This window comes from Methylomonas sp. PHL2-19 (genome assembly GCF_059331595.1).
In genome coordinates this window covers 1809206-1833785 of sequence record NZ_CP196839.1, presented here as the reverse complement: position 1 = coordinate 1833785, position 24580 = coordinate 1809206, and the positions used below count along the sequence as shown (strand labels likewise).

General features: G+C 53.2%; 24 protein-coding genes, 1 tRNA gene and 1 pseudogene. 3 read left to right on the top strand and 23 right to left on the bottom strand.

Translation table 11 applies throughout. From position 1 onward, the window contains the following. Positions 1-97 precede the first annotated feature (97 nt). From ACR02O_RS08725 to ACR02O_RS08680, 10 genes are all read right to left on the bottom strand, one after another. Positions 98-466 (bottom strand): hypothetical protein, encoded by a 369-nt coding sequence (locus tag ACR02O_RS08725; RefSeq protein ID WP_033155591.1) that lies wholly within the window; start codon positions 464-466, stop codon positions 98-100. A 123-nt stretch (positions 467-589) separates the two neighbouring features. Then, the gene (locus ACR02O_RS08720) at positions 590-1141 is read right to left on the bottom strand and encodes a HupE/UreJ family protein (protein WP_051669675.1); all 552 of its coding nucleotides are present in this window, start codon (positions 1139-1141) and stop codon (positions 590-592) included. Between the two features lie 118 nt (positions 1142-1259). Beyond that, on the bottom strand, positions 1260-3539 hold the full coding sequence (locus ACR02O_RS08715) for a TonB-dependent receptor family protein (protein ID WP_033155798.1): 2280 nt from the start codon (positions 3537-3539) through the stop codon (positions 1260-1262). Between the two features lie 131 nt (positions 3540-3670). Further along, positions 3671-4993 (bottom strand): sensor histidine kinase, encoded by a 1323-nt coding sequence (locus ACR02O_RS08710; protein ID WP_494523214.1) that lies wholly within the window; start codon positions 4991-4993, stop codon positions 3671-3673. Beyond that, positions 4993-5658, bottom strand: coding sequence for a response regulator transcription factor (locus ACR02O_RS08705; protein WP_101054822.1), 666 nt, complete (start codon positions 5656-5658; stop codon positions 4993-4995). The genes ACR02O_RS08710 and ACR02O_RS08705 overlap by 1 nt, the downstream gene beginning before the upstream one ends. A gap of 11 nt (positions 5659-5669) precedes the next feature. Continuing rightward, positions 5670-6104 carry a hypothetical protein gene (locus ACR02O_RS08700; RefSeq protein WP_033155594.1) on the bottom strand — a complete coding sequence of 145 codons (435 nt, stop codon included), beginning with the start codon at positions 6102-6104 and terminating at the stop codon, positions 5670-5672. Between the two features lie 294 nt (positions 6105-6398). Further along, positions 6399-7409 (bottom strand): class II fructose-bisphosphate aldolase, encoded by a 1011-nt coding sequence (gene fba / locus ACR02O_RS08695; RefSeq protein ID WP_494523213.1) that lies wholly within the window; start codon positions 7407-7409, stop codon positions 6399-6401. 82 nt (positions 7410-7491) lie between these two features. Further along, positions 7492-8916 (bottom strand): sigma-54-dependent transcriptional regulator, encoded by a 1425-nt coding sequence (locus ACR02O_RS08690; RefSeq protein WP_494523212.1) that lies wholly within the window; start codon positions 8914-8916, stop codon positions 7492-7494. Beyond that, positions 8906-10978 carry a DAHL domain-containing protein gene (locus ACR02O_RS08685; protein ID WP_494523211.1) on the bottom strand — a complete coding sequence of 691 codons (2073 nt, stop codon included), beginning with the start codon at positions 10976-10978 and terminating at the stop codon, positions 8906-8908. Before ACR02O_RS08685 ends, ACR02O_RS08690 begins: the two co-directional genes overlap by 11 nt. Next, positions 10975-11940, bottom strand: coding sequence for a cytochrome-c peroxidase (locus ACR02O_RS08680; protein WP_494523210.1), 966 nt, complete (start codon positions 11938-11940; stop codon positions 10975-10977). Before ACR02O_RS08680 ends, ACR02O_RS08685 begins: the two co-directional genes overlap by 4 nt. Positions 11941-12371: 431 nt before the next feature. On the opposite strand from ACR02O_RS08680, the gene ACR02O_RS08675 reads away from it, so the two are divergent. Beyond that, on the top strand, positions 12372-13214 hold the full coding sequence (locus ACR02O_RS08675; protein ID WP_101054810.1) for a PEP-CTERM sorting domain-containing protein: 843 nt from the start codon (positions 12372-12374) through the stop codon (positions 13212-13214). A 156-nt stretch (positions 13215-13370) separates the two neighbouring features. On the opposite strand, the gene ACR02O_RS08670 is transcribed toward ACR02O_RS08675, so the two are convergent. Together ACR02O_RS08670 and ACR02O_RS08665 are read right to left on the bottom strand one after the other, a co-directional pair. Next, entirely contained in the window at positions 13371-13589 is a 219-nt protein-coding gene (locus tag ACR02O_RS08670; RefSeq protein WP_494523209.1) for a bacteriocin, read from the bottom strand. 520 nt (positions 13590-14109) lie between these two features. Then, entirely contained in the window at positions 14110-14271 is a 162-nt protein-coding gene (locus ACR02O_RS08665) for a hypothetical protein (RefSeq protein WP_494523208.1), read from the bottom strand. Positions 14272-14459: 188 nt separating this feature from the next. On the opposite strand from ACR02O_RS08665, the pseudogene ACR02O_RS08660 reads away from it, so the two are divergent. Further along, positions 14460-15501, top strand: a pseudogene (locus ACR02O_RS08660) (IS481 family transposase). A gap of 186 nt (positions 15502-15687) precedes the next feature. Here ACR02O_RS08660 and ACR02O_RS08655 read toward each other — a convergent pair. The 10 genes from ACR02O_RS08655 to rlmE all read right to left on the bottom strand — a co-directional run bounded on the left by ACR02O_RS08655 (position 15688) and on the right by rlmE (position 23735). Further along, positions 15688-16005, bottom strand: a complete 318-nt coding sequence (locus tag ACR02O_RS08655) for a hypothetical protein (protein ID WP_494523207.1) — start codon at positions 16003-16005, stop codon at positions 15688-15690. A gap of 226 nt (positions 16006-16231) precedes the next feature. After that, a complete protein-coding gene (locus tag ACR02O_RS08650) occupies positions 16232-17233 on the bottom strand; it encodes a phage integrase (RefSeq protein WP_494523206.1) in 1002 nt (333 codons plus the stop codon). A 16-nt stretch (positions 17234-17249) separates the two neighbouring features. After that, a complete protein-coding gene (locus tag ACR02O_RS08645) occupies positions 17250-17480 on the bottom strand; it encodes a hypothetical protein (protein WP_129871378.1) in 231 nt (76 codons plus the stop codon). A gap of 94 nt (positions 17481-17574) precedes the next feature. Continuing rightward, positions 17575-18165 carry an Arm DNA-binding domain-containing protein gene (locus ACR02O_RS08640; protein WP_494523205.1) on the bottom strand — a complete coding sequence of 197 codons (591 nt, stop codon included), beginning with the start codon at positions 18163-18165 and terminating at the stop codon, positions 17575-17577. A gap of 175 nt (positions 18166-18340) precedes the next feature. Then, positions 18341-18425: transfer RNA gene (locus ACR02O_RS08635), tRNA-Leu, on the bottom strand. Between the two features lie 16 nt (positions 18426-18441). After that, positions 18442-18843 carry a preprotein translocase subunit SecG gene (gene secG / locus ACR02O_RS08630; protein WP_171696150.1) on the bottom strand — a complete coding sequence of 134 codons (402 nt, stop codon included), beginning with the start codon at positions 18841-18843 and terminating at the stop codon, positions 18442-18444. 21 nt (positions 18844-18864) lie between these two features. Next, complete coding sequence (gene tpiA / locus ACR02O_RS08625) at positions 18865-19611, bottom strand: triose-phosphate isomerase (RefSeq protein WP_205451076.1); 747 nt, start codon at positions 19609-19611, stop codon at positions 18865-18867. Positions 19612-19665: 54 nt separating this feature from the next. Then, positions 19666-21006, bottom strand: coding sequence for a phosphoglucosamine mutase (glmM, locus tag ACR02O_RS08620; protein WP_033155614.1), 1341 nt, complete (start codon positions 21004-21006; stop codon positions 19666-19668). Positions 21007-21077: 71 nt separating this feature from the next. Next, the gene (ftsH, locus tag ACR02O_RS08615; RefSeq protein ID WP_205451079.1) at positions 21078-22997 is read right to left on the bottom strand and encodes an ATP-dependent zinc metalloprotease FtsH; all 1920 of its coding nucleotides are present in this window, start codon (positions 22995-22997) and stop codon (positions 21078-21080) included. 120 nt (positions 22998-23117) lie between these two features. After that, entirely contained in the window at positions 23118-23735 is a 618-nt protein-coding gene (gene rlmE / locus ACR02O_RS08610; protein WP_205451081.1) for a 23S rRNA (uridine(2552)-2'-O)-methyltransferase RlmE, read from the bottom strand. A 50-nt stretch (positions 23736-23785) separates the two neighbouring features. On the opposite strand from rlmE, the gene yhbY reads away from it, so the two are divergent. Beyond that, positions 23786-24052 (top strand): ribosome assembly RNA-binding protein YhbY, encoded by a 267-nt coding sequence (yhbY, locus tag ACR02O_RS08605; protein ID WP_205451089.1) that lies wholly within the window; start codon positions 23786-23788, stop codon positions 24050-24052. Positions 24053-24091: 39 nt separating this feature from the next. Here the strand turns inward: yhbY and greA are convergent, their stop codons facing one another. Next, positions 24092-24568 carry a transcription elongation factor GreA gene (greA, locus tag ACR02O_RS08600; RefSeq protein WP_020485125.1) on the bottom strand — a complete coding sequence of 159 codons (477 nt, stop codon included), beginning with the start codon at positions 24566-24568 and terminating at the stop codon, positions 24092-24094. Between the last annotated feature and the right edge of the window lie 12 nt (positions 24569-24580).

The window sequence follows — 24580 nt, the reverse complement described above, 5'->3', positions numbered from 1 at the left end:
CGGCGGCGACTTCCGGTATTTTCTTCCGCGCAAAAAAAAAGGGCAGCCTAAGCTGCCCAAACTGCATACATGAAGTATTTGTGTTGTCAAAATGCCATTACTGGAATTTTGTCAGACCGGCAAAGCCTTCTCTGGCTTCTTTAAGTTCTTGTTCTGCCGCAGCAAAATCCGACTTTTTAGCCAATTCTCTGGCTTTTTTCAATTTCAAAACTACTTTGTCGCGTTCGAATTCGAATTTATAGTTGGCGCTAAGTTCGCTGGCGCTTTGTGACGCTTCCTTGATCAACGTGGCTATTTTTGTCGAATCAGCGGACGGAATCGCATCCAAAGCGGCTTGCATATGCGCATCCACTTCTTTCAACACCTCTGGCACGGTTTTGTGGACTTCTTTTGCGTATGTCACGCTGGAAAAGCCCAGAATCGAAACCAGCAGAGTTGATGCGATAAAAATTTTCTTTAATGTCATGTGTTTCCTCTTAGTTAAAATGAAATGTAACGGGTAAAGCAAATTGTCCTGATCTGAGATTAAACGCTACTGAGCGGGCGACTCCTGTGGTTGAAATTATTTTCGAGTGCTTGGCGTGGCTATTTATTGGGGCATCCGGCCGGCCAGCTTAGCCAGTGACATCAAGATACCCAGGTTTACGGCAACGCCGATTGCCAATAGACTTGAAGTCGCCAAAGCGAAGCCGGCCGTATAGCCCAGCGCTTCAACATCCAGCCAAATAGCCAAAGCGTGCACATAACCGTGAAACACCGCGACGGCAGCAATCAGCAGCAACGAAAAAACCCAGTGCAATTTGCGTCCCGACGCCAACAGCAAACCCAAAACCAGCACGCTCGCATACATCAGCGTTTCAGCGTGGGCAATCTCCAACGGGATCAGGGTCAAACCGCCGCCCAGCAACAACATGCACAAGAACAATAACACCTGCCAAACAAACGATTTGCCGCTACCTGTCCGGCAAATCCACATGCCTACCGCGAGCATCGTCAAGATGTGATCGGAACTGGAAAAAGGATGGAGCAAACCGCTGCCAAAACCGACCGATTCTTCGGCCCAATGCAACGGGTGCGCCTGCACAGCTGACACAGACGCCAGCATTACAACTAAAAACCGTCGTAATAATTGTTGCGTCATGCTTCTGTCTCCGATAGCGGCAAGGTTGAGGAATTTTTATAGAAACGCCGCCATCGTAGCAGAAATAAGACGAATTAAAAATATTTCATAACCAAATTAAAATAAAAAACCCTGCCTCTCAAAACTCGTACTTAAACCCTGCCTGCACCAGACGCGACATGCCCGACTGAATACCGCGCACCCGGTCGGTGATGTAGGTGTTGTCCAGCATGTTTTTCAGCGACACGAACAGGGTCAAGTCCTTGCGCACCTTGTAGGAGCTGGCGAAGTTGACCACCACATAGTCGTTGATCTTGCCGTAGCTGCCACCCAAAGCCGCGCTGCTGGTCGGGCCGTTGGGATGGTCGACGCCGCTGTCCAGATTCAGAAAATCGGCGTATTGCTCGCTGACGAAGGCTGCTTCCAAGTGGGCATCGAAACCGGTCGGATGCGAATAGCCCAAGGTCGCGGTCAACAGGCTTTCCGGCGCATACGGCGCGCGCTTGCCGGGCGCGGAACCGAACACATGGCCGCCGGGGCAACTCGCCGGATAGGCGCCGCTGGACAACGGCACGCAGCGGAAGGCCGCAGTGGTCTCGGCGGTCGGCAGCCACATGTAGGCAATCTGCGCATAAGGATTATGGGTCCAGTCGAACACATCGCCGAAGTCGGCCCGCGCCATAAGTTCAATGCCTTCATACAAGGCCTTGCCTTGCGCGACCGGTACGGTGCCGCCGCCGACCGTGCCCAGTACAGTTAAGGAATCGAAGTCGTTGTGGAAATAGGTCAGCTCGGTTTTGACGCCGCGCACCGGTCTGGCCCGGACGCCGAACTCGGTGTTCCAACTGATCTCGGCGCCGACTTCGGCCGAACCGCCGGTATCGTTGTAAACCGCGTCCTCCACTCGGGGCGGCGCGAAACCGCGGTGAATGCCGAAAAACAGCTCGGCGCTATCGATGGGCGCATACGTCATCGCGAACGACGGCAGGATTTCGGTCAGGCTGCTTTGGCCTTGCGTGCCGTTCAGCAAATTCTTGCGCTCATAGCTGACCGATTCGACGCGCACGCCCGGCGTGAAGGTCCAATCGTTCCAGATGAATTTGTTCTGCACAAAGCCGGAATAGGCGTCGACAAAGCGTTCGTTATTCTCGGTCAGTTGACCGTAATTGCCGCCGTTGGGATTGCTGGCGTCGCGTGCATCCGCGGTACTGCCGCGAATCATGCGCCGATATTGATTCTCGAAATGCGCTCGAAAACCGGCGTCCAATTGGCTTTCGATGCCGAACAAATCGTGTTTGGCATGCAAGGTCGGCGCCACGCCCCAGGTTTCGTAGTTACGCAACCGGCCGGAGTTGTAATTACACAAATCCATATCGACCGGAAAACCGTTCTCCCGGTCTTGCACATAAGTGGGGATGCCTCGCCCAACGCACTGGTTCTCGGTCGGAAATTCATTCTGCTGTCGCCACCAGTTGCGCTCGTACGCCGACCAGTAAAAACTGGTTTCCAACGTCACGTCGTTATTAAAACTGTGCTCGTAGGTGGCCGAGGTTGACCAGCGGTCATTGGTAAAATTGGCGTTTTTGTCCGGATTGTAACGCGCGCCGAGATTGCGGTATTCGGCATCGGTCAAACCGAAGGCCGCACCTTGTTCGTCCTGGTGGTAGAAATCGCCGCGCAGCGTCAAGCGATTACGGGCGTCGAAGTCGATGATGCTTTTTAAGTTGGCGTCGTCCACCACGGCAAAGGTATTGTCGCGGTTTTCCATGCCTTCCTTGTGGATGTAATCGACTACACCGCCGATGGCATCCAGGCCCTGGACGTTCTTGGCCATGCCACCGTAACGGGCGTGACCGTTCAGGTAATCGCGGTTGCCACCGGTAAAGCTGACGAAACCGCCGGGAGTGGTCGGCACTTTGGGGGTCAGATAATTGACCGCACCGTTGATGGTTTGCGGGCCGAATTGAGTCAAATCGGCACCCTTGTAAATCTCGATGCCGTCGTAGCGCTCAATCGGCGGATGGTAGTAGATGTCGTTGTCGCCGTAGGGCGCGAAGTTGAACGGGATACCATCTTCCAGGAACAACACCTTGGTGGAACGGAACGGGTTTTGGCCGCGAAAGGCGATATTCGGCCGCAGGCCAAAGCCTTCCTCGTCGCGCACATACACCCCGGGCGCCTTGCGCAAGGCTTCATTGACGGTAAAGACTTGGTCGCGCTCCAAGGTTTGCTTGTCGATCACCGAGGTCGAACCGGAAAAGGTCGCGGCTTTCTCGACGCTTTCTTCGACTTCGACGCTAGTCAGCGTGTCGACGGCATTCTCGGCTGAAGGCGAATGGGCTTCGGGTTCGACCGCCGCCACGCTCCCGGCCATCAGACCCGCTAGCAAAGCCGGCAATAATCCATGTTGTTTGGGCATATGATTCACTTCGGATTGAATATTGATTAATTGCGCATCCAAACCCCGGCAGGCCGAAACTGAATGCCGGGGCGCAATGTAACCAAGCCTGCTGAATCGAAACTGAAAATCCCGGCGCTTTAAATCCGGTTTTAGCGATGCAACGGCAAACTCACCGTTACCAAAAAGCCGCCCAGAACCTTACTGCGGCCAAAATATATTGCGCCATGGTAGGTGTTGACGATGTCCGACACGATACCAAGACCCAGGCCATGGCCCTGCACCGACTCATCCAGGCGCCGGCCGCGTTGAGTCAGGTAGGCCAGATCTTCGCTTTGACAACCGGGGCCGTCGTCGGCGACCCGAATCACCACCCCGCCTTCCAGCGCCAATTCGACATCAATCCGCTGCTTCGCCCATTTGCAGGCGTTATCCAGCAGATTGCCGAGAATTTCCATCATGTCTTCCCGGTCGAAATGCAGGAGTTGCTTGGGCGCGGTAATTTGAATGTCCAGCGGCTTGCCGGCGTAAATCGTCCGCAGGGTCTTTTTCAAGGCGATGATTTCGCCATGCGGGTTGAAGCCCGGCGCCGCCTGCTGGTCGCCGGCGATCCGCGCCCGTTTTAACTCGCGTTCGATGCAATGGCGGATGGCTTGGCTTTGCTCATCCAAGCGCGACCGCAAGTCAGGCCGGCTATCGAAATGCGGGTCTTCGCCGGTTCTTAACAATAGCGCCATCGGCGATTTCAGCGCGTGCGCCAGATTGCCCATCGCGGTGCGCGATTGTTGCAAGCGGCGCGCTACCAATTCCAGTAAATGGTTGATTTCCTCGACCAGCGGCTGGACTTCGGCCGGTACCTCGCTGCCGATATGTTGCCTGCCGTCGCCGGCCACCTGCTCCAGTTCGGAACGCACCGTGGCCAGCGGACGCAGCGCACGCTGGATGTCCCAGCGCAGCAAGCCGATGGCGCTGAATAATATCAGCAAGGTCAAACCCAAATAGGCCACGCGAATGGAGGTGATGTCATGGTCGACTGCCGACAGGTCTTCGGCCACGCTGATGTTGATCCGATGGCCGAAACGGACCGCGCCCAAGGTCAAGACCAGCAGCGGCGTTTGCTCGGGTCCGGCCGCATGGTAAAGCATCGACTGCTCAGGCCCGACGGCCTCGACCGCCAACGGAAAATCCAGCAAAGACGGCGACGGGTAAGCCTGGGTATCGATCTTGACTAAGTAATAGTGGCCGGATAACCGGCGGTTGTAGACCGAACTGATATGGAAACTATTGAAAGCAACTTGGTCGGCGTCGCTGTAGGCCAGAGACTCCAGCAGCGAGTAACCGTCGTCGGCCAGACGGTTAGCCATTTGCTTTTCGGCGGCGCTGCGGATGATCCAGTCGGCAGCGATCCAGTGCAGGATAAAAATCGCCCCCAGCACCGCGATCAGGCCGCGGCCCAGGCGCTTGCGTAAGGACATCACGGCTTGAGACCGAACAGATAGCCCTGGCCGCGCCGAGTATGAATCAAATCGGCGCCGACAATCTTACGCAGGCGTTTGACATAGACTTCCAGCACGTTGCTGTCGGGTTCTGTGGATTCGCTGTAGACGTGTTCTCCCAGTTGCGCCTTGCTTAACACCTTCCCGGCATTCAGCATGAAATAGCGTAACAGCCTGAATTCGATGGCCGTCAGCGGTTGAGCTTCGCCGCCGTCAACCATGGCGGTTTGTTCGTCTTCGTCCAGTTCGACGCCGAACAGCTTTAGTTTGGCTTGGTTGAAATGGTGCACTCGCTTCAGCACCGCCTGCAAGCGGGCCAGCAATTCTTGGGAGTGGAAGGGCTTGCAGACATAGTCGTCGGCACCGGCTTTAAAGCCGTCGACTTTTTCGTGCCACGCATCGCGGGCGGTCAGGACAATCACCGGCATATGGTTGCCGGCGTCGCGCCAGCATTTCAGTACTTCCAGGCCGGCCAGCTTGGGCAAGCCCAAGTCGAGAATCGCGGCATCGTAGGGCTCAGTCGCACCCAGGAACTCGCCCTGCGCACCGTCGGTTGCGGTATCGACGACGTAGCCGGCGCCGCGCAAATCAGCCGCCAGCGGCAAAGCAAAGGCCGGATCGTCCTCGACCAGTAGCAGACGCATAAATGCGTGAGTTACATCGCGTGCATTTTGTAGTCGACGCGGGGGTAATCCTTTTTGTCGCGCGGATCGGCGCTGTCGGCGGTTTCTTGAGCGTTGCGTTGTTGCGCAGACTTAGCAATCATCTGCTCCCAATTCTCGTAACGGGCATATTCCTTGTCGCCGGCCGCTTTTCGCTTCGTAAAATTTTCCTTGCCCAGATCGATCAACTCTTTTGAAGTCTTACCGTCGATGAGTTGCAAGAACTCATCGTTATTCTTGATTTGCTCGCGCAATAACCAATAGGAAACCTCAAACGGCATACGTTCGGCTTCCGGTAAATGTTCTTTGATGTAAAAAACCGACTTCTGCGCAGTCTGTAAACTCCGGGCATTGATCTGATTCGCCTTGCTGCAAGCACCCATCACGCATACCAGCGATGCAATTAACACAATAGCCAAAACTCTCACATTTCCTCCTAATGACTACGCTGTAGCCCGTTCCCGTTCTCACGGATAAAAAATAAAGGACTCACTTTCGGACAAACCTAATCGGCCGCGAATTGTAGCATTATTAAGATAATTATTTTTTTAGTCTTACATCGAATGAAAATAGCGGAGGTTAAGGCGGGATTTCTGTCGGAACTGCCCAGTTGGGCTTTACGGAATTGCCAACGACAAGCCCGCAGGATAGGCAAGCACGGCATTCGATGCTCAGAACATCATAGGCACCTTTGCAAAAAATCCGCTCGGCGTTTGCCTATCTCAACAATAGCTTTTCGCCATCCGGCTTAATGGCACCACTTGAATCTTGCCGGCATGTCCAGCCGAACCGAATGCTTCGTAACGCGCCTGGCAAAGCGCCTGCATCGCATCTCTGGCGGCTTGGTAAATCTTGCGAGCATCCAATTCCGCGGCATGTTCCGGTTGGGCGACAAAGCGGCGAATCGCGCCGGTGGAAGCCATGCGCAAGTCGGTATCGATATTGACTTTGCGTACCCCGTATTTAATGCCTTCCACAATTTCCGCCACCGGCACGCCATAGGTTTCCGGAATATTGCCGCCGTGTTCGTTGATGACTTGCAGCCAGTCTTGCGGCACCGAACTGGAGCCGTGCATCACAAAATGCATATTCGGCAGACGCTGTTGCAAGGTTTTTAAGCGGCTGATTACCAACACTTCACCCGTCGGCGGCTTGCTAAATTTATACGCGCCATGACTGGTGCCTATGGCCACCGCCAACGCATCGATTTGGGTTTGCTTGACAAATTCCACCGCCTCGTCGGGGTCGGTCAGCAAGCGGCTGTGATCCGCATCTTGCTGATTTTCCAACGAACCCAGGCAACCGATCTCCCCTTCCACCGACACGCCACAGGCATGCGCCATATTGACCACGCGGCGGGTCACCTCGACGTTATAGGCAAAAGACGCCGGGGTTTTCATGTCCTCCAGTAAAGAGCCATCCATCATCACCGAGCTAAATCCTGATTGAATAGCCTGGGCGCAAATGTCCGGCGATGGCGCGTGATCGCGGTGCATCACCACCGGAATATGCGGATATTGCTCGACGGCAGCCAAGATCAAATGCCGCAGAAACACTTCGCCGGCATAGCGATTAGCCCCAGCCGAACCTTGCATGATTACCGGGCTGTCACAAGCATCGGCCGCCTGCATGATGGCCTGCACTTGCTCCATGTTGCTGATGTTGAAAGCCGGCACGGCAAAGCTGTGTTCCGCCGCGTAATCCAAAAGTTGTCGTAAAGATATTAAAGCCACGCTTGGCTCTCCTTGGCGTTGTTGTATTAAATTCGATGGCGTCTGGCGGCATCTATACCGCCCGAACAAAAAAGCTACCGGCTCACAAGCTTTCCGCGTCGCGGCGAATCAGCCGCTTGTTGAGTGCTTGCCGGCTAATACCCAGCAAACCGGCGGCGACCCCTTGATTGCCTTGGGCGCGTTGTAAAGCTTCGGCAATCAGCGACTCTTCGGCTTCCTTCAGAGTCGGCAAGCGCTCCGGAAAACTGCCGGACGAGGCAGACATCCCGTCCATGACACTAGCATCGCCGGGCATCGGCATTTGCTCGGCAATGGCCTCCTTGAAACTCTGCAAGGACAGTACCCCGCCCTGGCTACGAGCCACCGCATCGAAGGCCATGCCTTCGAGCTCGCGGATATTGCCGGGGAACGAGTAATTATGCAACCACTGAAACAACGCCGGCGGCACGCTGGGTGCAGGCTTGCCCAGGCTGTCGGCGGCTTTCTCCACAAAATGCAGCGTCAGTTGCGGCAGGTCTTCCCGGCGTTCGCGGAGCGGCGGCAGTTGGATATGATGGGTCCGCAAGCGAAAATATAAATCCTTGCGAAAACTGCCGAGTTCGACTTGCCGTCTGACATCGCAATGGGTCGCCACAATGATGCGCGCCCTGCTCTGCCGGGGCCGATCCGCACCTATCGGATAAAACGAACCATCCTGCAATAAACGCAATAGCTTGACCTGCGAAGCGATGCTGAGGTCGCCGATTTCATCCAGAAACAGCGTTCCCTCGCCAGTGCTGGCCAGCAATCCGTCGCGCGCCCGTTCCGCGCCGGTAAACGAGCCCTTGGCATGGCCGAACAGCGTATCGGAAAACAGCGTGTCGTCCAGTCCGGCGACGTTGACCGCCACCAAATCACCCGCGCGCCCGAACAAGCGATGCAAGGCGCGGGCGATCAACTCTTTGCCGGCCCCGGTTTCGCCGGTGATCAACACCGGTTGCGGGGAGGCGGCAATGGCTTCGATGTAACGAAAGATGGCAAACATGGCCGGGCTTTGCGTGACGATGTCGGCAAATGCGCTGGGTTCGTGCGGGCTGTTGGTGAGCATTCGCTCTTTCAGCGACAAAAATTCCGCGCGTAGCACCCGGCTTTCCACCGCCCGCCGCACCGCTGCCACGAGACAGCTTTGCTCGACCGGCTTGAGTAAATAATCGCTGGCGCCGCTGCGCATGCACTCTACAGCAATCTGCAAATCGTTGGTGGCGGTCATCATGATCAGCGGAATTTCCGGATACTCGGCGGCGATCTGTTCCAATAAAGCCTTGCCGGACAGATGCGGCATGGTTAAATCCAGCACGATTACGCCGATGGGCCGGCTTGCCAGCAACGGCAATACCGTCCGGCTGTCGTCCAGCGTCAGCACCTCGGAAAAACCGGCGCTACGCAACACCAAACTGGCGCTGTGCAACAACTGCGCTTCGTCGTCCACCAACAAGATAGGCAGCTTGCCCAGATCTTTACATTGCATGATTCGCTGCCATCGCCGGCCCCGGATTAACCTGAAAAATAACCCGCGCACAGGTGCATTGCCCCGGCTCGGATGAAAAACTTAAGCTACCGCCTTGGGCGCGCAGCAATGAAGCGCTGATCGCCAAACCCAAACCGGTGCCGCCATTAGCCTGCTTGGTGGTAAAGAACGGGTCGCACAGTTGCTGGATATGTTCGGCGGCGATACCGACGCCTTCGTCTCGAACTTCCACACCCAACTGCCGGCCGTCATTCAGTAGCTTGGTGGTAACGCTGACCGATTTCTCCGGGTCCGGAAGTGCTTCCAGGGCATTGATCAACAGATTGACCAGCACCTGTTCCACCTGCTGCGGATTGCCGCGCAGCTCCGGCAAGCCCTCGGCCAAATCGGTTTTGAAATGCCGAGTTTTTTGTTCGATTAAATGCTTCAGTAAAGCCAGCGCCCGCTCCACCACGTCGTTAATCGCGAAAGATACCGGAGCCTCGCTGCTGGGCGGGCGGGCATAATTTTTCAGTTCCGCGACGATGCGTTCGATGCGTTTGGCGCCATCCCTGACATCGCGGATCAACACCGCCGCACTACTACGCATTTCGCTGTAAGGCAAACCGCCCAAGGAAAACTCGCCGGCCGCTTGATAATGCTCTTCCAACACCTCCAGCGCATCGCTCCAAATATCGGCAAGTAAGCCGGAATTAAACAGAATCAGTTGATTGGGGTTGTTAATTTCATGCGCGACGCCGGATACCAAAGTACCCAAGGCCGTCATTTTGTTGGCTTGAATCAGTTGCAATTCTTGCTGGCGGGCAACATCTTCCAAATGTTTACGGGCACTAATGTCGCGGATGATCGCAGTGAAATAGCGCTCGGCACCGCGCGTCCAACTAGATAGCGACAATTCGACCGGAAACGCGCTGTTGTTCCGCCTTAGAGCTTTCAATTCCCGCATTGGGCTACTAAGTCGATTTGCGCCTTGTGTTTCCTGGATTTGTGCAAAAAAGTCCGGCTGCGGGTTTGCCAACAACTGCTGAAATGGCTGACCGAGAATTTGGTCTGCCGGAAAGCCAAACATCAGTTGCGCGCCTTGGTTCCAGGACACGATATTGCCTTGCATGTCCACGGAGACAATCGCTTCATGCGCCGAGTCGGTAATGGCGCGCAGCCGGGCTTCGCTTTCCCGCAACCAGGATTCGGCTTGCAAGCGCTCGTTGGTTTCTTGTTGCAAATTGGCGTGGGCCTTTCGTAACGCCAGCGTATTCGCCCTGAGCAGGACAAATTGATACAGCAAATACGCCAACAGGACGACGGCGACTAAATACAACGCCAAACGATAGGCTTCGGCTTGTTGCTCCACGCTGCCGCTGTACTGGCGCAGGGCTTGTTGCAAATCATCGACTCGGCTGACGATGGGCTGGGCGATGATCTGCCGCAATAGCGAATCCACTTTGGGCGACACCTCGATAATCAACCGGCCGTGGGCGATCAGCACCCGATAGTCATCCGACTGCGCGGCCAATCCGGCCAGCCGGTCAAGCTCCTGCTTTATTTCCGCGGCCAATTCCGGCTGCAGGCTGTCCATGAAACTAAACATCAAGCGCCATAAATTGCCCAGCTTGGCGGCATCACCCGGCTTCGCGGCAGCGCGCAAAGTTTTACCGATTTCGTCGAAGGACATCACCGAATTACGCAGCAAGGCGTTATCGGATTTTAAGTATTCGATCTGCCCCAAGCGTTCCTGCACTGTTGCCGTTAGCTGATCAGCCAATGTACCCATGAGCCTCTCCGCTTCAGCATTCGCCGGTTGCAATTCGGTTTGCAAACTCTGCGTCAAACGCAAAAGTTCCTGGCCAGCTTTGGTGAGGGCATCGTAGTTAGCCAGCAGGCCGGCGCGGGCCAGCAAAATATCGCGCATCAGTTCCGCATCGCGCAATTCGATGATACGCAACGTGCTTTGCAGGCGGTTACGCCGCTCCAGTTCCGGACTGGCGCTTTGTAGCCAGAGATAGGTCAAGGCCAGCAACAGACCGGCGACGATCAGCCTGGGCCGCCAGGAAATCGCGGTCATGGCTTGGCTGCTTGGCTGGCGACCAAAGCCTTCCCGGCGTATTCCCCGGTCAATGTCTTTAGAAATTTGACGATAGCATCGCGCTGCTTCGCCGCCAGCCGCTTGCCCAATTGATGCTCGGCCATCGTATCCACCGCCGCTTCCAGGGTGGCGGCGCGGCCGTTGTGAAAATAGGGCGCGGTCACAGCGACATTACGCAAGCTTGGCACCCGAAACACGCCGCGGTCTCTGTCGTTGCCGGTCACGCTGTAGCGGCCCTCGTCCACCGGCTCTTGCGGCCCTTGCGGTGCGCCGAATACGCCGAACTTCTGAAATAGATTGCCGCCGATATTGACGCCCTGATGGCAGGCCACGCAGCCCAAGGCCTTGAACAAATGAAAGCCTTCCTGTTCGTCAGCGTCAAGCGCCGTGGTTTCACCGCGCAGAAAGCGGTCGAAGCGGGCATTGGGCGTGATCAAACTGCGTTCGAAATGGCTCAAGGCGTCTACCACATTGGCTTTGGTCAATCCGTCCGGGTAGATTCGGCTAAACGCATCGACATAATCCGGCACCGCGCGCAAACGCTCGATCAACTCCGGCCATTTGGCGTTCATGATTTTCGGATTCAGCATGACTTTTTCGGTGTGGGCTTCCAGTGTGGTGACTACCCCATCCCAATTAAAAAAGTAGTTGAACGACACGTTGAACAAACTGGGAGTATTGCGCAGCCGCGACACCCCGTCCGCCGCTGCGGCGCGGACCTTGCCGTCCATGCCGCCGCTGTCCAGCGGATGACAACTGGCGCAAGAGCGCTGGCCTTGGTCGGAGAGTTTGGGATCGTGAAATAAGCGTTGGCCCAACACCACGCGCGGGGCATCTAAAGCCACTGTGAGCGGTAAGGGCGCCAGCGGTTCCGGGGTTTGCGCCCGCGCTGCCATCGTTAAGGCCATCCCCATGCCAACCGCTAAAAAAAGCCCAGCCATACTTTTCTGCGTCATGTTTACGTGTGTCAAAGCGTGGTTTACGAATCCGGTCTTCATTCTATCCTCGATTGAAATCGCGGTAAGGCTAAATTTCGTACTGGATCAACGGCCTTTTCTTTGATTATCACGCTACATTTAAGCTTTCCGTTACCCCCCTGAGACAAAAGTTGCTGAATAAGCCACTCTGTTAACCGCCCTCCGCCGCTTAATGACCGGCATCGCAGCGCTTTCCAGCACCTTTGCTGCAACTTTCATCGCACCCACCCGCCGGCACAAACAAGGAAAAACCAAATCCTAACTAAATGATTTTAAACATATATTTATAAAAAACTTTCTTGGCACGCTACTCGCATTGTTAGAGACAGAAGCTGCCAGCAGTTTCTTTATCCGAGACCAATTCTCAGCACTTTAACCCTTTTAGGAGTACCGACATGCAAAGCAAATTAATCCCCTTTTTGGCCGTTTCCACCTTGTTCGCCGCCAACGCCGACGCCGCAGCCTTCTCGTTCAGCACCGGCGGTCCGGATTACCGAATCGCCACCGGCGCGCAAGCCGGCGGCACCAGCCGGGAAATAGAATCAGCCGACGACTTCGTACTGACGCAACACACCCAATTAAATCAGGCCACGTTCACCGGTTTGCTCGCCAACGGCGCCACGCTGAGTGACATCGCCAATGTGAATGTGGAAATCTACCGGGTATTTGGTAAGGATTCCGTAAACCCGCCCTCCGGCCGCGTGCCTACCCGCGTCAACTCACCTTCGGATGTGGCGTTTTTGGGCCGCGAATCGGCTGACAACTCCTTGAGCTACAGCGTCACCTTGCTAAACAGCAACGCCTTGGCCGGCAACTCGGTAATCAACGGCATTCATCCGCTGCCCAACCAAACCACCGGCGGCGAAGGCGCTGTTTCCGGGCAGGAAGTAAGATTTGACATTAATTTTAACGACGCCATCTCCTTGGCGGCCGACCATTACTTTTTCGTGCCGCAGGTGGAATTGAAAAACGGGAATTTCCTCTGGTTGTCTGCCGCCAAACCCATCGTCGGTGGCAGCGGCCCGTTCACGCCGGATTTGCAATCCTGGATACGCGACGGCAACCTGGACCCTGACTGGCTGAGAATCGGCACCGACATCGTCGGCGGCACCACGTTTAACCAAGCCTTCTCGGTATCCGGCGTTGCCGCCGTACCGCTGCCCGCTGCCACCTGGCTGTTTCTAAGCGGCATCCTGGGCGTCATGGGCTTGGGTAAACGCAAACAAGCCAGCGTTTAAATCGTCCTGCACTGCACTCCTCTCCTACCTGCCATGCCGTTAGCAAGCAAGTTGTTGGCGGCATGGGCTTTTTCTCTAGGAAACTAACTCAGCCTTTATTTACTTGCCGCCACGTAAAAAAGCCGGCACTAGGCCGGCTCTTCTAAGCTTAAGCGCTTACTGCGCGAAAAAGCCGATTTCAGCGGGTGGCAACGGCTGCGGGTTTAAACTGACCGTGGAGAGCTTGCTGACCGCGCCACTAAACAAGTCGGGCAGCGGACCGGGTTTTGGCCCTTTCCAGAAACCGGGATAAGGCGTTCCGCACCAACCGCCGGCTACCTGTTGCAGTTCTTCTGTATTCAGAACCCTAAAATTTTGCGTTACTTGCGTGTTCATTTGACTGGCTCCTTTGAAATATCAATAAATTCCCACCGCTAAAAGGTGGTTCCAAACCGCGACTTGAACCGATCCGTGTTTAAACAAAGCGTTCATCCGCATGCCGTTTTGGGCACACCCATTCAAATCGCAGATGCTCTTGGCCAGCGCCTCCGTTTGCTGGCCGGAGCCAAAAAGCAATGCCTATTGCAATCTGACCGACGGCGACCATTGATCGGTCGGGTCGCAAACCCTTGCTGTTTGCCGGCATAAGCACTTTACAAGCAGGCACCTCTCACATCTGTGGCAAATTACCGACAGCCGGACGCAATAATCCACAGCATCAGCAATCACGCGCCTTTAGGTTTTGTTGGGGAATACGGCATGGTTCATGAGCAGCGCGCCGGGTGCCTTGTACACCGGCCACATCGGCTGCGCCCAGCACAGGCCGGCTCAGCGGACGATATAGCGACGGCCCATGGGTATAAACGCTCTGAAAAATGACTGAAGGCGGCTTTCTATTCAGGCGGTGAGCAATACATCACGACATGATGGCCCGCTCAACCATCCCATCCGCCAGCTTTTGCTGCAACTGATTAGCGGCGACGAGACGGGCTTTAAGTTGGTCGCAGAGGGCCATCAGTTCTTCGACTTTGGCGACTATGCGGTGTTGTTCCATAATGGGAGGCAAGCCAATTGGCATTTTTTTTCAGAATGCCATGATTCAAGTTCACCATGGTTGTTCCAACAGCTTCTCCAGCAAGGTAAACGCGAACATAATCGCATCTGTATTAGTCACGACTTGATCTGACACATCGACTTGAAAAGATGAGAGTTACCGGTTTTGATAGGGGTGTCGAATCCTTACACAAAACACAAAAGGTAACTCTCATGATCCATACAAACAATCCGATCATTAAACACAAAGCGGGGCTGTTAAATTTAGCCCAAGAACTGAATAACGTCTCCAGAGCCTGCAAGGTGATGGGTGTCTCGCGCGATACGTTTTATCGTTATCAAGAGCTTGTGGCCGAAGGTGGCATTGATGCCTTAATCGACAAAAACCGCCGGTCTCCGAATCTGAAGAATCGCGTCGATGAAAGCATTGAGCTAGCAGTGAAAGCCTATGCGGTTGAGTGGCCAGCGCATGGACAGCATCGAACCAGTCATGAACTGCGTAAACAAGGGGTATTCGTATCCGGCAGCGGCGTTCGCTCCATCTGGTTACGGGCATGACCTGGAGAACTTTAAAAAGAGGCTTAAAGCACTGGAAGCCAAGGTAGCCGCCGAAGGGTTAATGCTGAGCGATGCGCAGATTGCGGCGTTGGAGAAAAAGCAGCAGGATGATCAAGCCTGCGGCGAAATCGAAACAGCCCATCCCGGTTACCTGGGTTCGCAGGATACCTTTTACGTTGGCAACCTCAAAGGGGTTGGGCGGATTTACCAGCAGACTTACGTGGACACCTACAGCAAAGTCGCTCACTGCAAACTGTACACCACCAAAACGCCGATTACTGCCGCGGACATCCTGAATGACAAAGTATTGCCGTTCTATGAAGCCAACGCATTACCCGTTCTACGCATTCTGACGGATCGCGGCACAGAATATTGTGGCAAGGTCGAACAGCATGATTATCAGCTATACCTGGCGATCAACGACATCGACCAGACCAAAACCAAGGCCATGTCGCCGCAAACCAATGGGATTTGCGAACGCTTCCACAAGACCATCTTGCAGGAGTTCTATCAGGTCACGTTCCGCAAAAAGCTCTATAGCGACCTGGATGAACTCCAAAAAGATCTGGACGAATGGCTGGTTTATTACAACAATGATCGAACTCATCAGGGCAAAATGTGCAACGGCAGAACGCCGATGGATACCTTGCTGGATGGAAAACAGATTTGGGCTCAAAAAAATCTGAACCAAATCTAATCTGACAGACACCCCGCAAAAACGGTAACTGTCAGATCAGGTCTGAGCTAATACAGGCAAATCTTGCCGGATTACGTTGGACAATAAAAAACCCGCTAAGCCAGATAGCTTGCGGGTTTTTGTACTTCTTTGGATTTCTCAAAATCCTTATTTGGTACGACGGGCGGACTTGAATTAAAAAATAACTCATTGATATTTATACAAATTATTTAACAGCCCCGCCAGAATGACATAATAAATGACACAATCACGCCGATTGTTCCGCATTTTACCTACTATTTTCGCGGATGGTGGCAAGTCATTTGATAGGCAAATTGCCACTATTCGCCAATCATTTTTTAGCCGATTGGCGAATAACAAGGTCTCCAGCGCTTGCCGCTGCAATCGCTCTTTAACGGTTCGGCTATTGATATGAGAATAAATTTTATTTAAAACAAATAGATAGCCGATTTTTACCCCAAAAAAACCGCCAATAATCGGGCGGATATTTTCGTTTTGCGCCATATATCTTCAATTCCTGAAATAACCCTGGAGGCGCCGGCGAGGTGCGATTAAACCGGCATTACCCGTTAAACCTGGGAAAAGCCACCGCAACAATCGGGCTATCGGGTTCTGGAACGAATTCAGAGCGCAAACTTCGTGCAAAAACCGCGCGGGGGAGGAGGAGTGAATTTTGACTGGCGGACGGTCTGAATTGACCAACTAGACCGTTACCAAGTTGCGACCTCGATCAGGCCGCTTTAGCCAATGGATTTAAAGCGACAGCGTCCTTTAAATGGTCCGGCGCCAGGTGCGCATAGCGCATCGTCATACCGATATCGGCGTGACCAAGTATCTTTTGCAGGCTCAGGATGTTCCCGCCGTTCATAACAAAGTGGCTGGCGAAGGAATGGCGCAATATATGGGACTTTTGCCCACGCGGAAAATCCAGCTCGCTGCGCTTGGCTGCCCGCCTGAATGAGCCCAGACAATTGGTGAATAGCCTATCATCCGGATTTTTGTAGCCGGCGAACTGGTCGAGAGCATGGAAGAACGCCGGTTCAAGCGGAACGGTTCTAGTTTTCCTGGACTTGGTAAATTCGAAAGTAATCCGGCCGTTATGTACCTGCTTGCGCTTTAACTTCTCGGCCTCGCCCCATCGCGCCCCAGTTCGTAAACAGATTTGCGTTACCCACCAAGTGCTCAGGTTTGTGGAATACATCTTGATAGTTTCCAGCAACTCATCGATCTGCGACCGGCTGAAATAACTGAACTGCCTTTCCTGGATCTTGAAAAACTCCACCTCGCAAATCGGCGACTGATACGTAATCACCTTCAGTTTTTTTAAGCGGTTGAAGACGGCGGCTAGATAACCGTGCCGATTATTAAAGGTTTTCAAGCACACAGCGCCTTCGTTTTGCGTGACATGAAAGCGGTACATCACAAATTGCTCAGCCGTGATCTGGCTGGCTATCGGGTTTTTTAAATCGATTGCCATCTGTAACAGGACCCGGCGCCGACGCTCGGCGTCAGCCAAGTTGATGCCGTGGTATATGTACCAAGCCTCGATCAACTCTTTCAGGCTGCGCTCATCCATCGCCTGCTCGTAGTTGGTGCGATACTTGGCGAGATAATCGCGCTCGAATAGGTCGGCGGCCTCCCTTGTTTCAAAGCCGCTGCGCCGCGTGCGCGGTATGCCTTTACGGTCTACCTGCACGCGCCAGGTGCCGTCTTGATCTTGTTTAACCGTCATAGCTCAACCTTGGCAATTAGAAATAGCCCGTGTTGCCGGCTAGCGGCGAATGCCGGCCGGAAGCGATGGCGGTCAAATGCGTCTGTTTATACTCGCTTAGTTGGACCAATAACCGATTCACGTCGCTATCGTCGCCCGGTAACTTCATTAAAAAATCTTGCATGTCGTTCAGCAATTGGTTCAACTGGGCGTTGTCCCTGGCATGGTTGCCGGCGACGAGCCTCATTGTTTTGTGTTCTCTATCCATTCTGTAGTCCTCCAGGTTCCCGGTAAGTGGGTGAAAAAAGCAAGCCGAACGGCGCCGGCTTGCCGTGGCTGGCTCTAATGGGGCGCTGTCTCGATCACGCCGATGACGTGCGCCGTGGCGTGGTGTAGGTCGGGCATCTCGTAACCGTTCGGCCCCACGCCGAAAGCCCGTTGATACAACAGCTCGCATAGCAAGCGCGAGGTTTCCCGTTTAAAGAAATCCTTTTCTTCCAAGGTATAGCCTTGGCTTTTAGGCGCTCAATACGGCTGGTTTTCTTGGTGTGGGTGGTTTGACTGGTTAGGTGGGCGATAGAGTCAAGCCATTTATGAGTGACATCGGCAAAACTGTCGAGTATCGGCAAGCCACCTTTAACCCGGTCTTGATTCTGCTTTCCAAGCTGCTTGGCCTTCTTGACATCGTCTCTGACAACTGCTGGATCAATACCGTCAGCTATTTGTTTACGAGCATCTTCCGATTTACGCCGGGCCGATCCCAATGCTGTATCCGGATAAACCCCTAGCGAGAGTCTTTTCCGCTTGCCTTCGAAGGTAAAGATAAAATGCCAAAGCTTTGTACCGTTGGATTTGACTAAGAGATACAGACCGCCGCCATCATTGATGAAGTAATCCTTATCTTTATGTTTGGCAGACCTGTAAAACAAGTCGTTGTTGAGTTTCTCAGCCATAGTGTGTCATCGAGTGTGTCATTCAAACTGGTGTTTTTCAGAATGATACACTCGATGACACACTTTTGCTTGCATGCCCCTGCATTTCACTGCACTTCCCTGCACAATAAAAAACCCGCGAACCCAGTAGATTCGCAGGTTTTTGCACTTCTTTGCACTTCCGTGCATTCTCAAATGGTACCGACGGGCGGACTTGAACCGCCACGACTTGCGTCACCACCCCCTCAAGATGGCGTGTCTACCAATTTCACCACGTCGGCTTTATTTGTTGCTAACTTATTTTGCCGCTGGCTTTTCGACTTCTTTGATAGCCGGCGCTGCAGGCAAAGTCGCATCCTGGATCGGCAAACTGCCGTCTGCCGGCATGCCTTGCGTTAACGGTACATCAGACTTAACGGGTTCAGCAGCAGGTGTCGAATCCAATATGACGTCGGTTTTTTTACCTTGATAGCCGCTTAAGACGGCCAAGCCTAAGCTGGTAATAAAAAACAAGGTGGCGAAAATAGCGGTGGTTCTGGACAAAAATGAGGCAGAACCTTGCGCGCCGAATACCGAACCGGATGCGCCGCCGCCAAAAGTCGCGCCGGCATCCGCGCCTTTTCCTTGTTGCATCAGGACCAAGCCAACGATGCCTATACCCAGGAAGATGTGAATAATTATTATAATTTGGTACAACATAAAGACCTTAATCGGATGAGACTAAACCGAATGGCAAATCTGCAGGAAGCCTTTTGCATCCAGCGATGCGCCCCCAACCAAACCACCATCAATGTCCGGCATCGCAAACAAGCCTTTTGCGTTATCTGGCTTGACGCTACCGCCGTATAAAATTTGTACTTTTTCCGCGATTACCGGATTTCTATCGGCAATCCGTTGGCGAATGTACTTGTGTACTTCTTGCGCCTGCTCGTCGGTAGCCACTTTGCCGGTGCCGATAGCCCAAACAGGTTCGTAGGCAATCACAGCGGTTTCGAACGCTTCGATGCCTGCGGCGGCAATGACTGCGTCCAGTTGCTCGTCAACCACTTGGAAGGTTCTGTCTTGCTCGCGCTCTTCCAGTGTTTCGCCAACGCACAGCACAGGCACTACGCCTTTGCTCAAGGCTTGGCAAAAGCGTTTGGCAACCGACTCGTTGGTATCGCCGTAGTAGCTGCGGCGCTCGGAGTGACCAACCAATGCATATTTGCAACCGACTTCGCTCAGCATTGCCGCAGACACTTCACCGGTATAAGCACCGGAAGCTTGGTCGGCTACGTTTTGTGCGCCCAATGCGATGGGGGATGCAGCCAATACGCTACGAATATCTGACAAATAGACGAAAGGAACGCAAACCGCGACTTCCTGCTGAACGTCACCTAGACCATCAGCCAAAGCTTGAGCAAGTTTTTGCCCATCTTCCCGAGAGCCGTTCATTTTCCAGTTACCCATAATCAAAGACCGACGCATTACATCCTCCGAGCTAAATAAGACCGCATATAATATCGAGTTAAGCCTTTTAGTTCAAGCCGGAATAGCTTTCTTGACATCGGCGGCCAGTTGGTTGGCAAACTTGACCACCTCGTCTTGATCTACACCTTCCACCATCACTCGGATCAATGGTTCGGTGCCGGAGGATCGCAGTAACACTCTGCCTCGTTCACCCAGTTTTTTCTCTACTGCATCCACGGCTTTTTTGATGCTGTCGATCTCTTCGATTTTGACTTTTTTATCGGTTTTGACGTTAATCAGTACTTGCGGATATTTGCTCATACCGGATTTAAGCTCGTTCAGGCTTTTGCCAGTACGTTGCATTTCCGCCAACACTTGCAAGGCGGAAACAATACCGTCGCCCGTGGTGGTTTTATCCAGACAGATAATATGTCCGGAGCCTTCGCCACCGAGCATACCTTTGTGCTCAGATAACATTTCCATCACATAGCGGTCGCCTACTTTGGCGCGCAGCAGAGGCACGCCGACGGCTTTCAGCGCATGCTCCATGCCAAGGTTTGACATCAGTGTACCAATCACGGGCCCGAACAATTTGCCTTCTTCCAAACGTGATTTGGCAATGATGTAAATCAACTCGTCGCCATCGACAATTTCACCTTTGTGATCGACCATGATAATCCGGTCGCCGTCGCCATCCAGCGCTATTCCCAGATCGGCGCGGAATTCCAGCACTTTGGCAGCCAGATTTTCCGGCTTGGTAGCACCGCATTCGTCGTTGATGTTCAAACCGTCCGGGTCGGCACCGATGGTGACAACTTCGGCTCCCACTTCGCTGAAAACATGCGGTGCGATGTGGTACGTCGCACCGTTGGCACAATCGATAACAATCCGCATGCCTTTAAAATCCAAATGCGGCGGCACGGTTGCCTTGCAAAACTCAATGTAACGCCCGGCCGCATCGCTGACCCGTTTGGCTTTACCCAGCTTTGCCGATTCCACCGTAGTCATCGGCGCATCCAAATATTGTTCGATCTGATGCTCTACGTCATCCGGCAATTTGGCGCCGTCCACCGAGAAAAACTTGATACCGTTGTCATAGTACGGATTGTGAGAAGCACTGATGACAATGCCGGCTTTCGCTCTTAAAGTACGAGTCAAATAGGCAATACCAGGCGTGGGCATAGGCCCCAATAAACGGGTATCCACACCCGCCGCCGACAACCCCGCTTCCAACGCTGATTCGAACATGTAGCCGGAAATGCGCGTGTCCTTGCCCACCAACACGAAACCACTGCCTTCCTTGGCAAAGACTCTGCCTGTCGCCCAGCCCAGCTTTAGCATGAAGTCGGCAGTAATAGGGTACTCACCGACTTTGCCGCGGATACCGTCAGTGCCAAAATATTTTTTTGCCATACTCAAATTCTCTTAACTAAATCCCAAAAAAAAGAGAGGCCGGAGCCTCTCTCGCTTTTGCCGTTACAGCATCAGCCTTGCTCGGCTGCGCCTCCGATTGATGGGTCGGTATCTTTTTGATCCCAATGATCATTTTTGATGCCGCCACTGGAAGACGGCGTATCGTCCTCCCAACCTTTTGGCTCTCTTACCGGTTTTCTTTCCATCAAATCATCGATCTGATATTTATCGATGGTTTCGTATTTCATCAAAGCGTCTGCCATTGCATGCAGAATATCTTCATTTTCCTTCAGAATCGTTTCCGCTCTTTCGTAATTTCTGTCAATGATAGACCGGATTTCTTCGTCGATGGTGTGCGAAGTCTCTTCCGCCACAGATTTATGCTGAGTGACAGAGCGGCCCAAGAAAATTTCGCCTTCTTCTTCACTGTACGCCAAAGGACCAAGACGTTGCGACAAACCCCATTTGGTCACCATGTTTCTGGCCAGCTCGGTGGCACGTTCGATGTCGTTGGAAGCACCGGTGGACACTTGTTCCCAGCCAAAAATCAATTCCTCGGCAATCCGGCCACCGTACAAGCTGGAAATCATGCTATCGAGTTTACGCTTGCTGGCGCTATATTGATCGCGCTCAGGCAAGAACATGGTTACACCCAACGCACGGCCACGGGGCATGATGCTGACTTTGTAGACAGGATCGTGTTCAGGCACCAAACGACCGACGATAGCGTGCCCTGCTTCGTGGTACGCAGTCATTTTCTTTTCTTTCTCGTCCATCACCATGGAGCGTCTTTCCGCACCCATGATCAGTTTGTCCTTGGCTTTTTCCAAGTCCACCATGCTGACCAAGCGCTTGTTGTAGCGCGCGGCGAACAAGGCCGCTTCGTTAACCAAGTTGGCTAAGTCAGCACCGGAAAATCCTGGCGTACCTTGGGCGATATATTTGATTTTGACGTCATCCGCCGCAGGGACTTTTTTCAAATGCACATTAAGAATTTGTTCCCGGCCCCTCACGTCAGGCAACCCGACTACCACTTGACGGTCGAAACGGCCTGGACGTAACAACGCTTTATCCAACACGTCGGAACGGTTGGTTGCCGCGATAACGATAATACCTTCGTGACCTTCGAAGCCGTCCATCTCAACCAACAACTGGTTCAAGGTTTGTTCGCGCTCGTCGTTACCACCGCCCAAACCGGCACCACGTGAACGACCAACCGCATCGATCTCGTCGATGAAGATGATGCACGGTGCGTGTTTTTTAGCTTGTTCGAACATGTCGCGCACCCTGGAGGCACCAACACCGACGAACATTTCCACGAAGTCCGAACCGGAAATAGTGAAGAACGGCACTTTGGCTTCGCCGGCTATCGCTCTGGCCAACAAAGTTTTACCGGTACCCGGAGGGCCAACCATCAAGGCGCCGCGCGGCACTTTACCACCCAATTTCTGGTATTTTGACGGGTCTTTAAGGAAGTCGACCATTTCTTCGACCTCTTCCTTAGCCTCGTCGCAACCTGCCACGTCGGCAAACGTCACCTTATTTTGATCCTGATCCAGCATCCGCGCCTTACTTTTACCAAAGCCCATCGCACCGCCGCGACCACCCACGCCGCCGCCTTGCATTTGGCGCATGAAGAATACCCAAACCGCGATCAGCAACAAAATCGGACCGAATGACACGAAGATTTGCATCAGCATGGACGGCTCTTCGGGAGGCTGGACGGATATTTCCACACCATTAGCCAACAGATCGTCGATCAAATGCGGATCGTTAGGCATATAAGTTTTAAACTTATCGCCGGAGACCATTTTGCCTTTGACAGTATTATCGGAGATCGCAACCTGCTGAACTTGTCCAGCTTTGACAGCGTCGATCAATTGCGAGTACGAAAAAGTCGCGTCGCTACGAATCGCCCGCGACCCGAAACTGTTGAATACAGCCATCAACACTACGGCGATGACCACCCACAAAATTAAATTTTTAATCATATCGCTCAAGTTACGCGCTCCGGCCTGGAATGGCCTCAAAATTTAAAAACCGAGTAATTGTATCAGGACTACTCGCATCCCACCGCCATCATAGCCCTATGAACGGCGACTTTCGCAGTTTTATTTAAAACCCTTCGCCAAAATATACACTTCGTTACTTCTGGGCCGCGAAGCTTTCGGCTTCCTAATCACCACACTGCTGAACTGCTGACGCACTTGATTATAGTATTCATCAAATCCGGCGCCCTGAAACATCTTGATCAAAAACGTCCCACCCTTAGCCAATATATGTTGCGCGGCATCCAGAGCCAATTCGCCCAAGTAAATCGCCCGCGGCTGATCCATTTCCCGGCTACCACTCATATTGGGGGCCATATCCGACAATAACAAGTGAACCGGTTCGCCATCAAGCACTTTATATAGCTGCTCCAGCACATCGTCTTCCCGGAAATCACCTTGAATAAAATCGACGCCATCAATAGGATCGATGGCCAACAAATCCAGCGCAATCACCTTATTTTTTTTACCGACGATTTTGCTGACATATTCCGACCACCCGCCCGGCGCGGCGCCTAGGTCGACTATATTAATACCAGGTTTTATGATTTTGTCTTTTTCTTGGATTTCTATCAGCTTGAACACGGCACGAGAGCGGTAGCCCATGGCCTGCGCTTTCTTGACATACTCGTCTTGGAAATGTTCCTGCATCCACTGCTGGCTACTTTTGCTGCGTGCCATATTTTCTATTCGTGTAAAATTGCTGGGTTTTTAAAGTTTAAGGAAACAGAGTGAATCCTATTCAAAAGAAAAAGCTGAAAGCTGAAGCTCACCCGCTAAATCCAGTGGTGATTATCGGCCAGGCAGGTTTGACCGAAGCAGTTATCAAAGAAATTAATGTAGCGTTGGACGCTCACGAGCTGATCAAAGTCAAAATTCGCGCGGAAAGAGACGAGCGTGCGGCTATTAGAGAACAAATCTGCGCGCAAACCAAGGCTGAACTGGTGCAATCTATTGGTCAAATAGCCGTTATTTATCGTTTGAACCCCAAAAAATAAAGCCAATGGGGAGGCGTTCCTCCCCATTAACCAATCAGCTTAAATATATTGAACCGAGAGAATCTCGTATTCGATATTGCCGCCCGGCGCTTTTACCGTCACCACGTCTTCCACTTCTTTGCCAATTAATGCTCTGGCAATCGGCGAACCCACCGAAATGCGGCCTTCCTTGATGTTGGCTTCGTCTTCGCCGACGATCTGATAGGTCACTGTTTTGCCGGAATCGAGATCTTCGATTTCCACTGTCGCCCCGAACACGACCTTGCCGTTGGCTTCGGTTTTTGTCACATCAATGATATTGGCGTTGGATAACTTGCCTTCGATTTCAGCGATGCGGCCTTCGGCAAAGCTTTGCTGTTCGCGCGCCGCGTGGTACTCGGCATTTTCTTTTAAATCGCCGTGGGCGCGCGCCTCAGAGATGGCCTGAATGATGCGCGGTCTAACCACAGTTTTAAGTTCTTCCAATTCGGCGCGCAATTTATTGGCACCCACCACTGTCAGTGGAAATTTTTGCATTTACTGCTCCCC

Coding starts and splice junctions, on each gene's coding strand:
- secG (WP_171696150.1), bottom strand. CDS start 18,843: ATGTTGTACCAAATTATAATAATTATTCACATCTTCCTGGGTATAGGC.
- ACR02O_RS08690 (WP_494523212.1), bottom strand. CDS start 8,916: ATGCAATGTAAAGATCTGGGCAAGCTGCCTATCTTGTTGGTGGACGAC.
- ACR02O_RS08640 (WP_494523205.1), bottom strand. CDS start 18,165: ATGGCTGAGAAACTCAACAACGACTTGTTTTACAGGTCTGCCAAACAT.
- ACR02O_RS08675 (WP_101054810.1), top strand. CDS start 12,372: ATGCAAAGCAAATTAATCCCCTTTTTGGCCGTTTCCACCTTGTTCGCC.
- ACR02O_RS08645 (WP_129871378.1), bottom strand. CDS start 17,480: ATGGATAGAGAACACAAAACAATGAGGCTCGTCGCCGGCAACCATGCC.
- ACR02O_RS08720 (WP_051669675.1), bottom strand. CDS start 1,141: ATGACGCAACAATTATTACGACGGTTTTTAGTTGTAATGCTGGCGTCT.
- ACR02O_RS08650 (WP_494523206.1), bottom strand. CDS start 17,233: ATGACGGTTAAACAAGATCAAGACGGCACCTGGCGCGTGCAGGTAGAC.
- ACR02O_RS08670 (WP_494523209.1), bottom strand. CDS start 13,589: ATGAACACGCAAGTAACGCAAAATTTTAGGGTTCTGAATACAGAAGAA.
- ACR02O_RS08665 (WP_494523208.1), bottom strand. CDS start 14,271: ATGCCAATTGGCTTGCCTCCCATTATGGAACAACACCGCATAGTCGCC.
- rlmE (WP_205451081.1), bottom strand. CDS start 23,735: ATGGCACGCAGCAAAAGTAGCCAGCAGTGGATGCAGGAACATTTCCAA.
- tpiA (WP_205451076.1), bottom strand. CDS start 19,611: ATGCGTCGGTCTTTGATTATGGGTAACTGGAAAATGAACGGCTCTCGG.
- ACR02O_RS08705 (WP_101054822.1), bottom strand. CDS start 5,658: ATGCGTCTGCTACTGGTCGAGGACGATCCGGCCTTTGCTTTGCCGCTG.
- ACR02O_RS08715 (WP_033155798.1), bottom strand. CDS start 3,539: ATGCCCAAACAACATGGATTATTGCCGGCTTTGCTAGCGGGTCTGATG.
- ACR02O_RS08680 (WP_494523210.1), bottom strand. CDS start 11,940: ATGGCTGGGCTTTTTTTAGCGGTTGGCATGGGGATGGCCTTAACGATG.
- glmM (WP_033155614.1), bottom strand. CDS start 21,006: ATGGCAAAAAAATATTTTGGCACTGACGGTATCCGCGGCAAAGTCGGT.
- ACR02O_RS08725 (WP_033155591.1), bottom strand. CDS start 466: ATGACATTAAAGAAAATTTTTATCGCATCAACTCTGCTGGTTTCGATT.
- ACR02O_RS08685 (WP_494523211.1), bottom strand. CDS start 10,978: ATGACCGCGATTTCCTGGCGGCCCAGGCTGATCGTCGCCGGTCTGTTG.
- greA (WP_020485125.1), bottom strand. CDS start 24,568: ATGCAAAAATTTCCACTGACAGTGGTGGGTGCCAATAAATTGCGCGCC.
- ACR02O_RS08710 (WP_494523214.1), bottom strand. CDS start 4,993: ATGTCCTTACGCAAGCGCCTGGGCCGCGGCCTGATCGCGGTGCTGGGG.
- ftsH (WP_205451079.1), bottom strand. CDS start 22,997: ATGATTAAAAATTTAATTTTGTGGGTGGTCATCGCCGTAGTGTTGATG.
- ACR02O_RS08655 (WP_494523207.1), bottom strand. CDS start 16,005: ATGGCGCAAAACGAAAATATCCGCCCGATTATTGGCGGTTTTTTTGGG.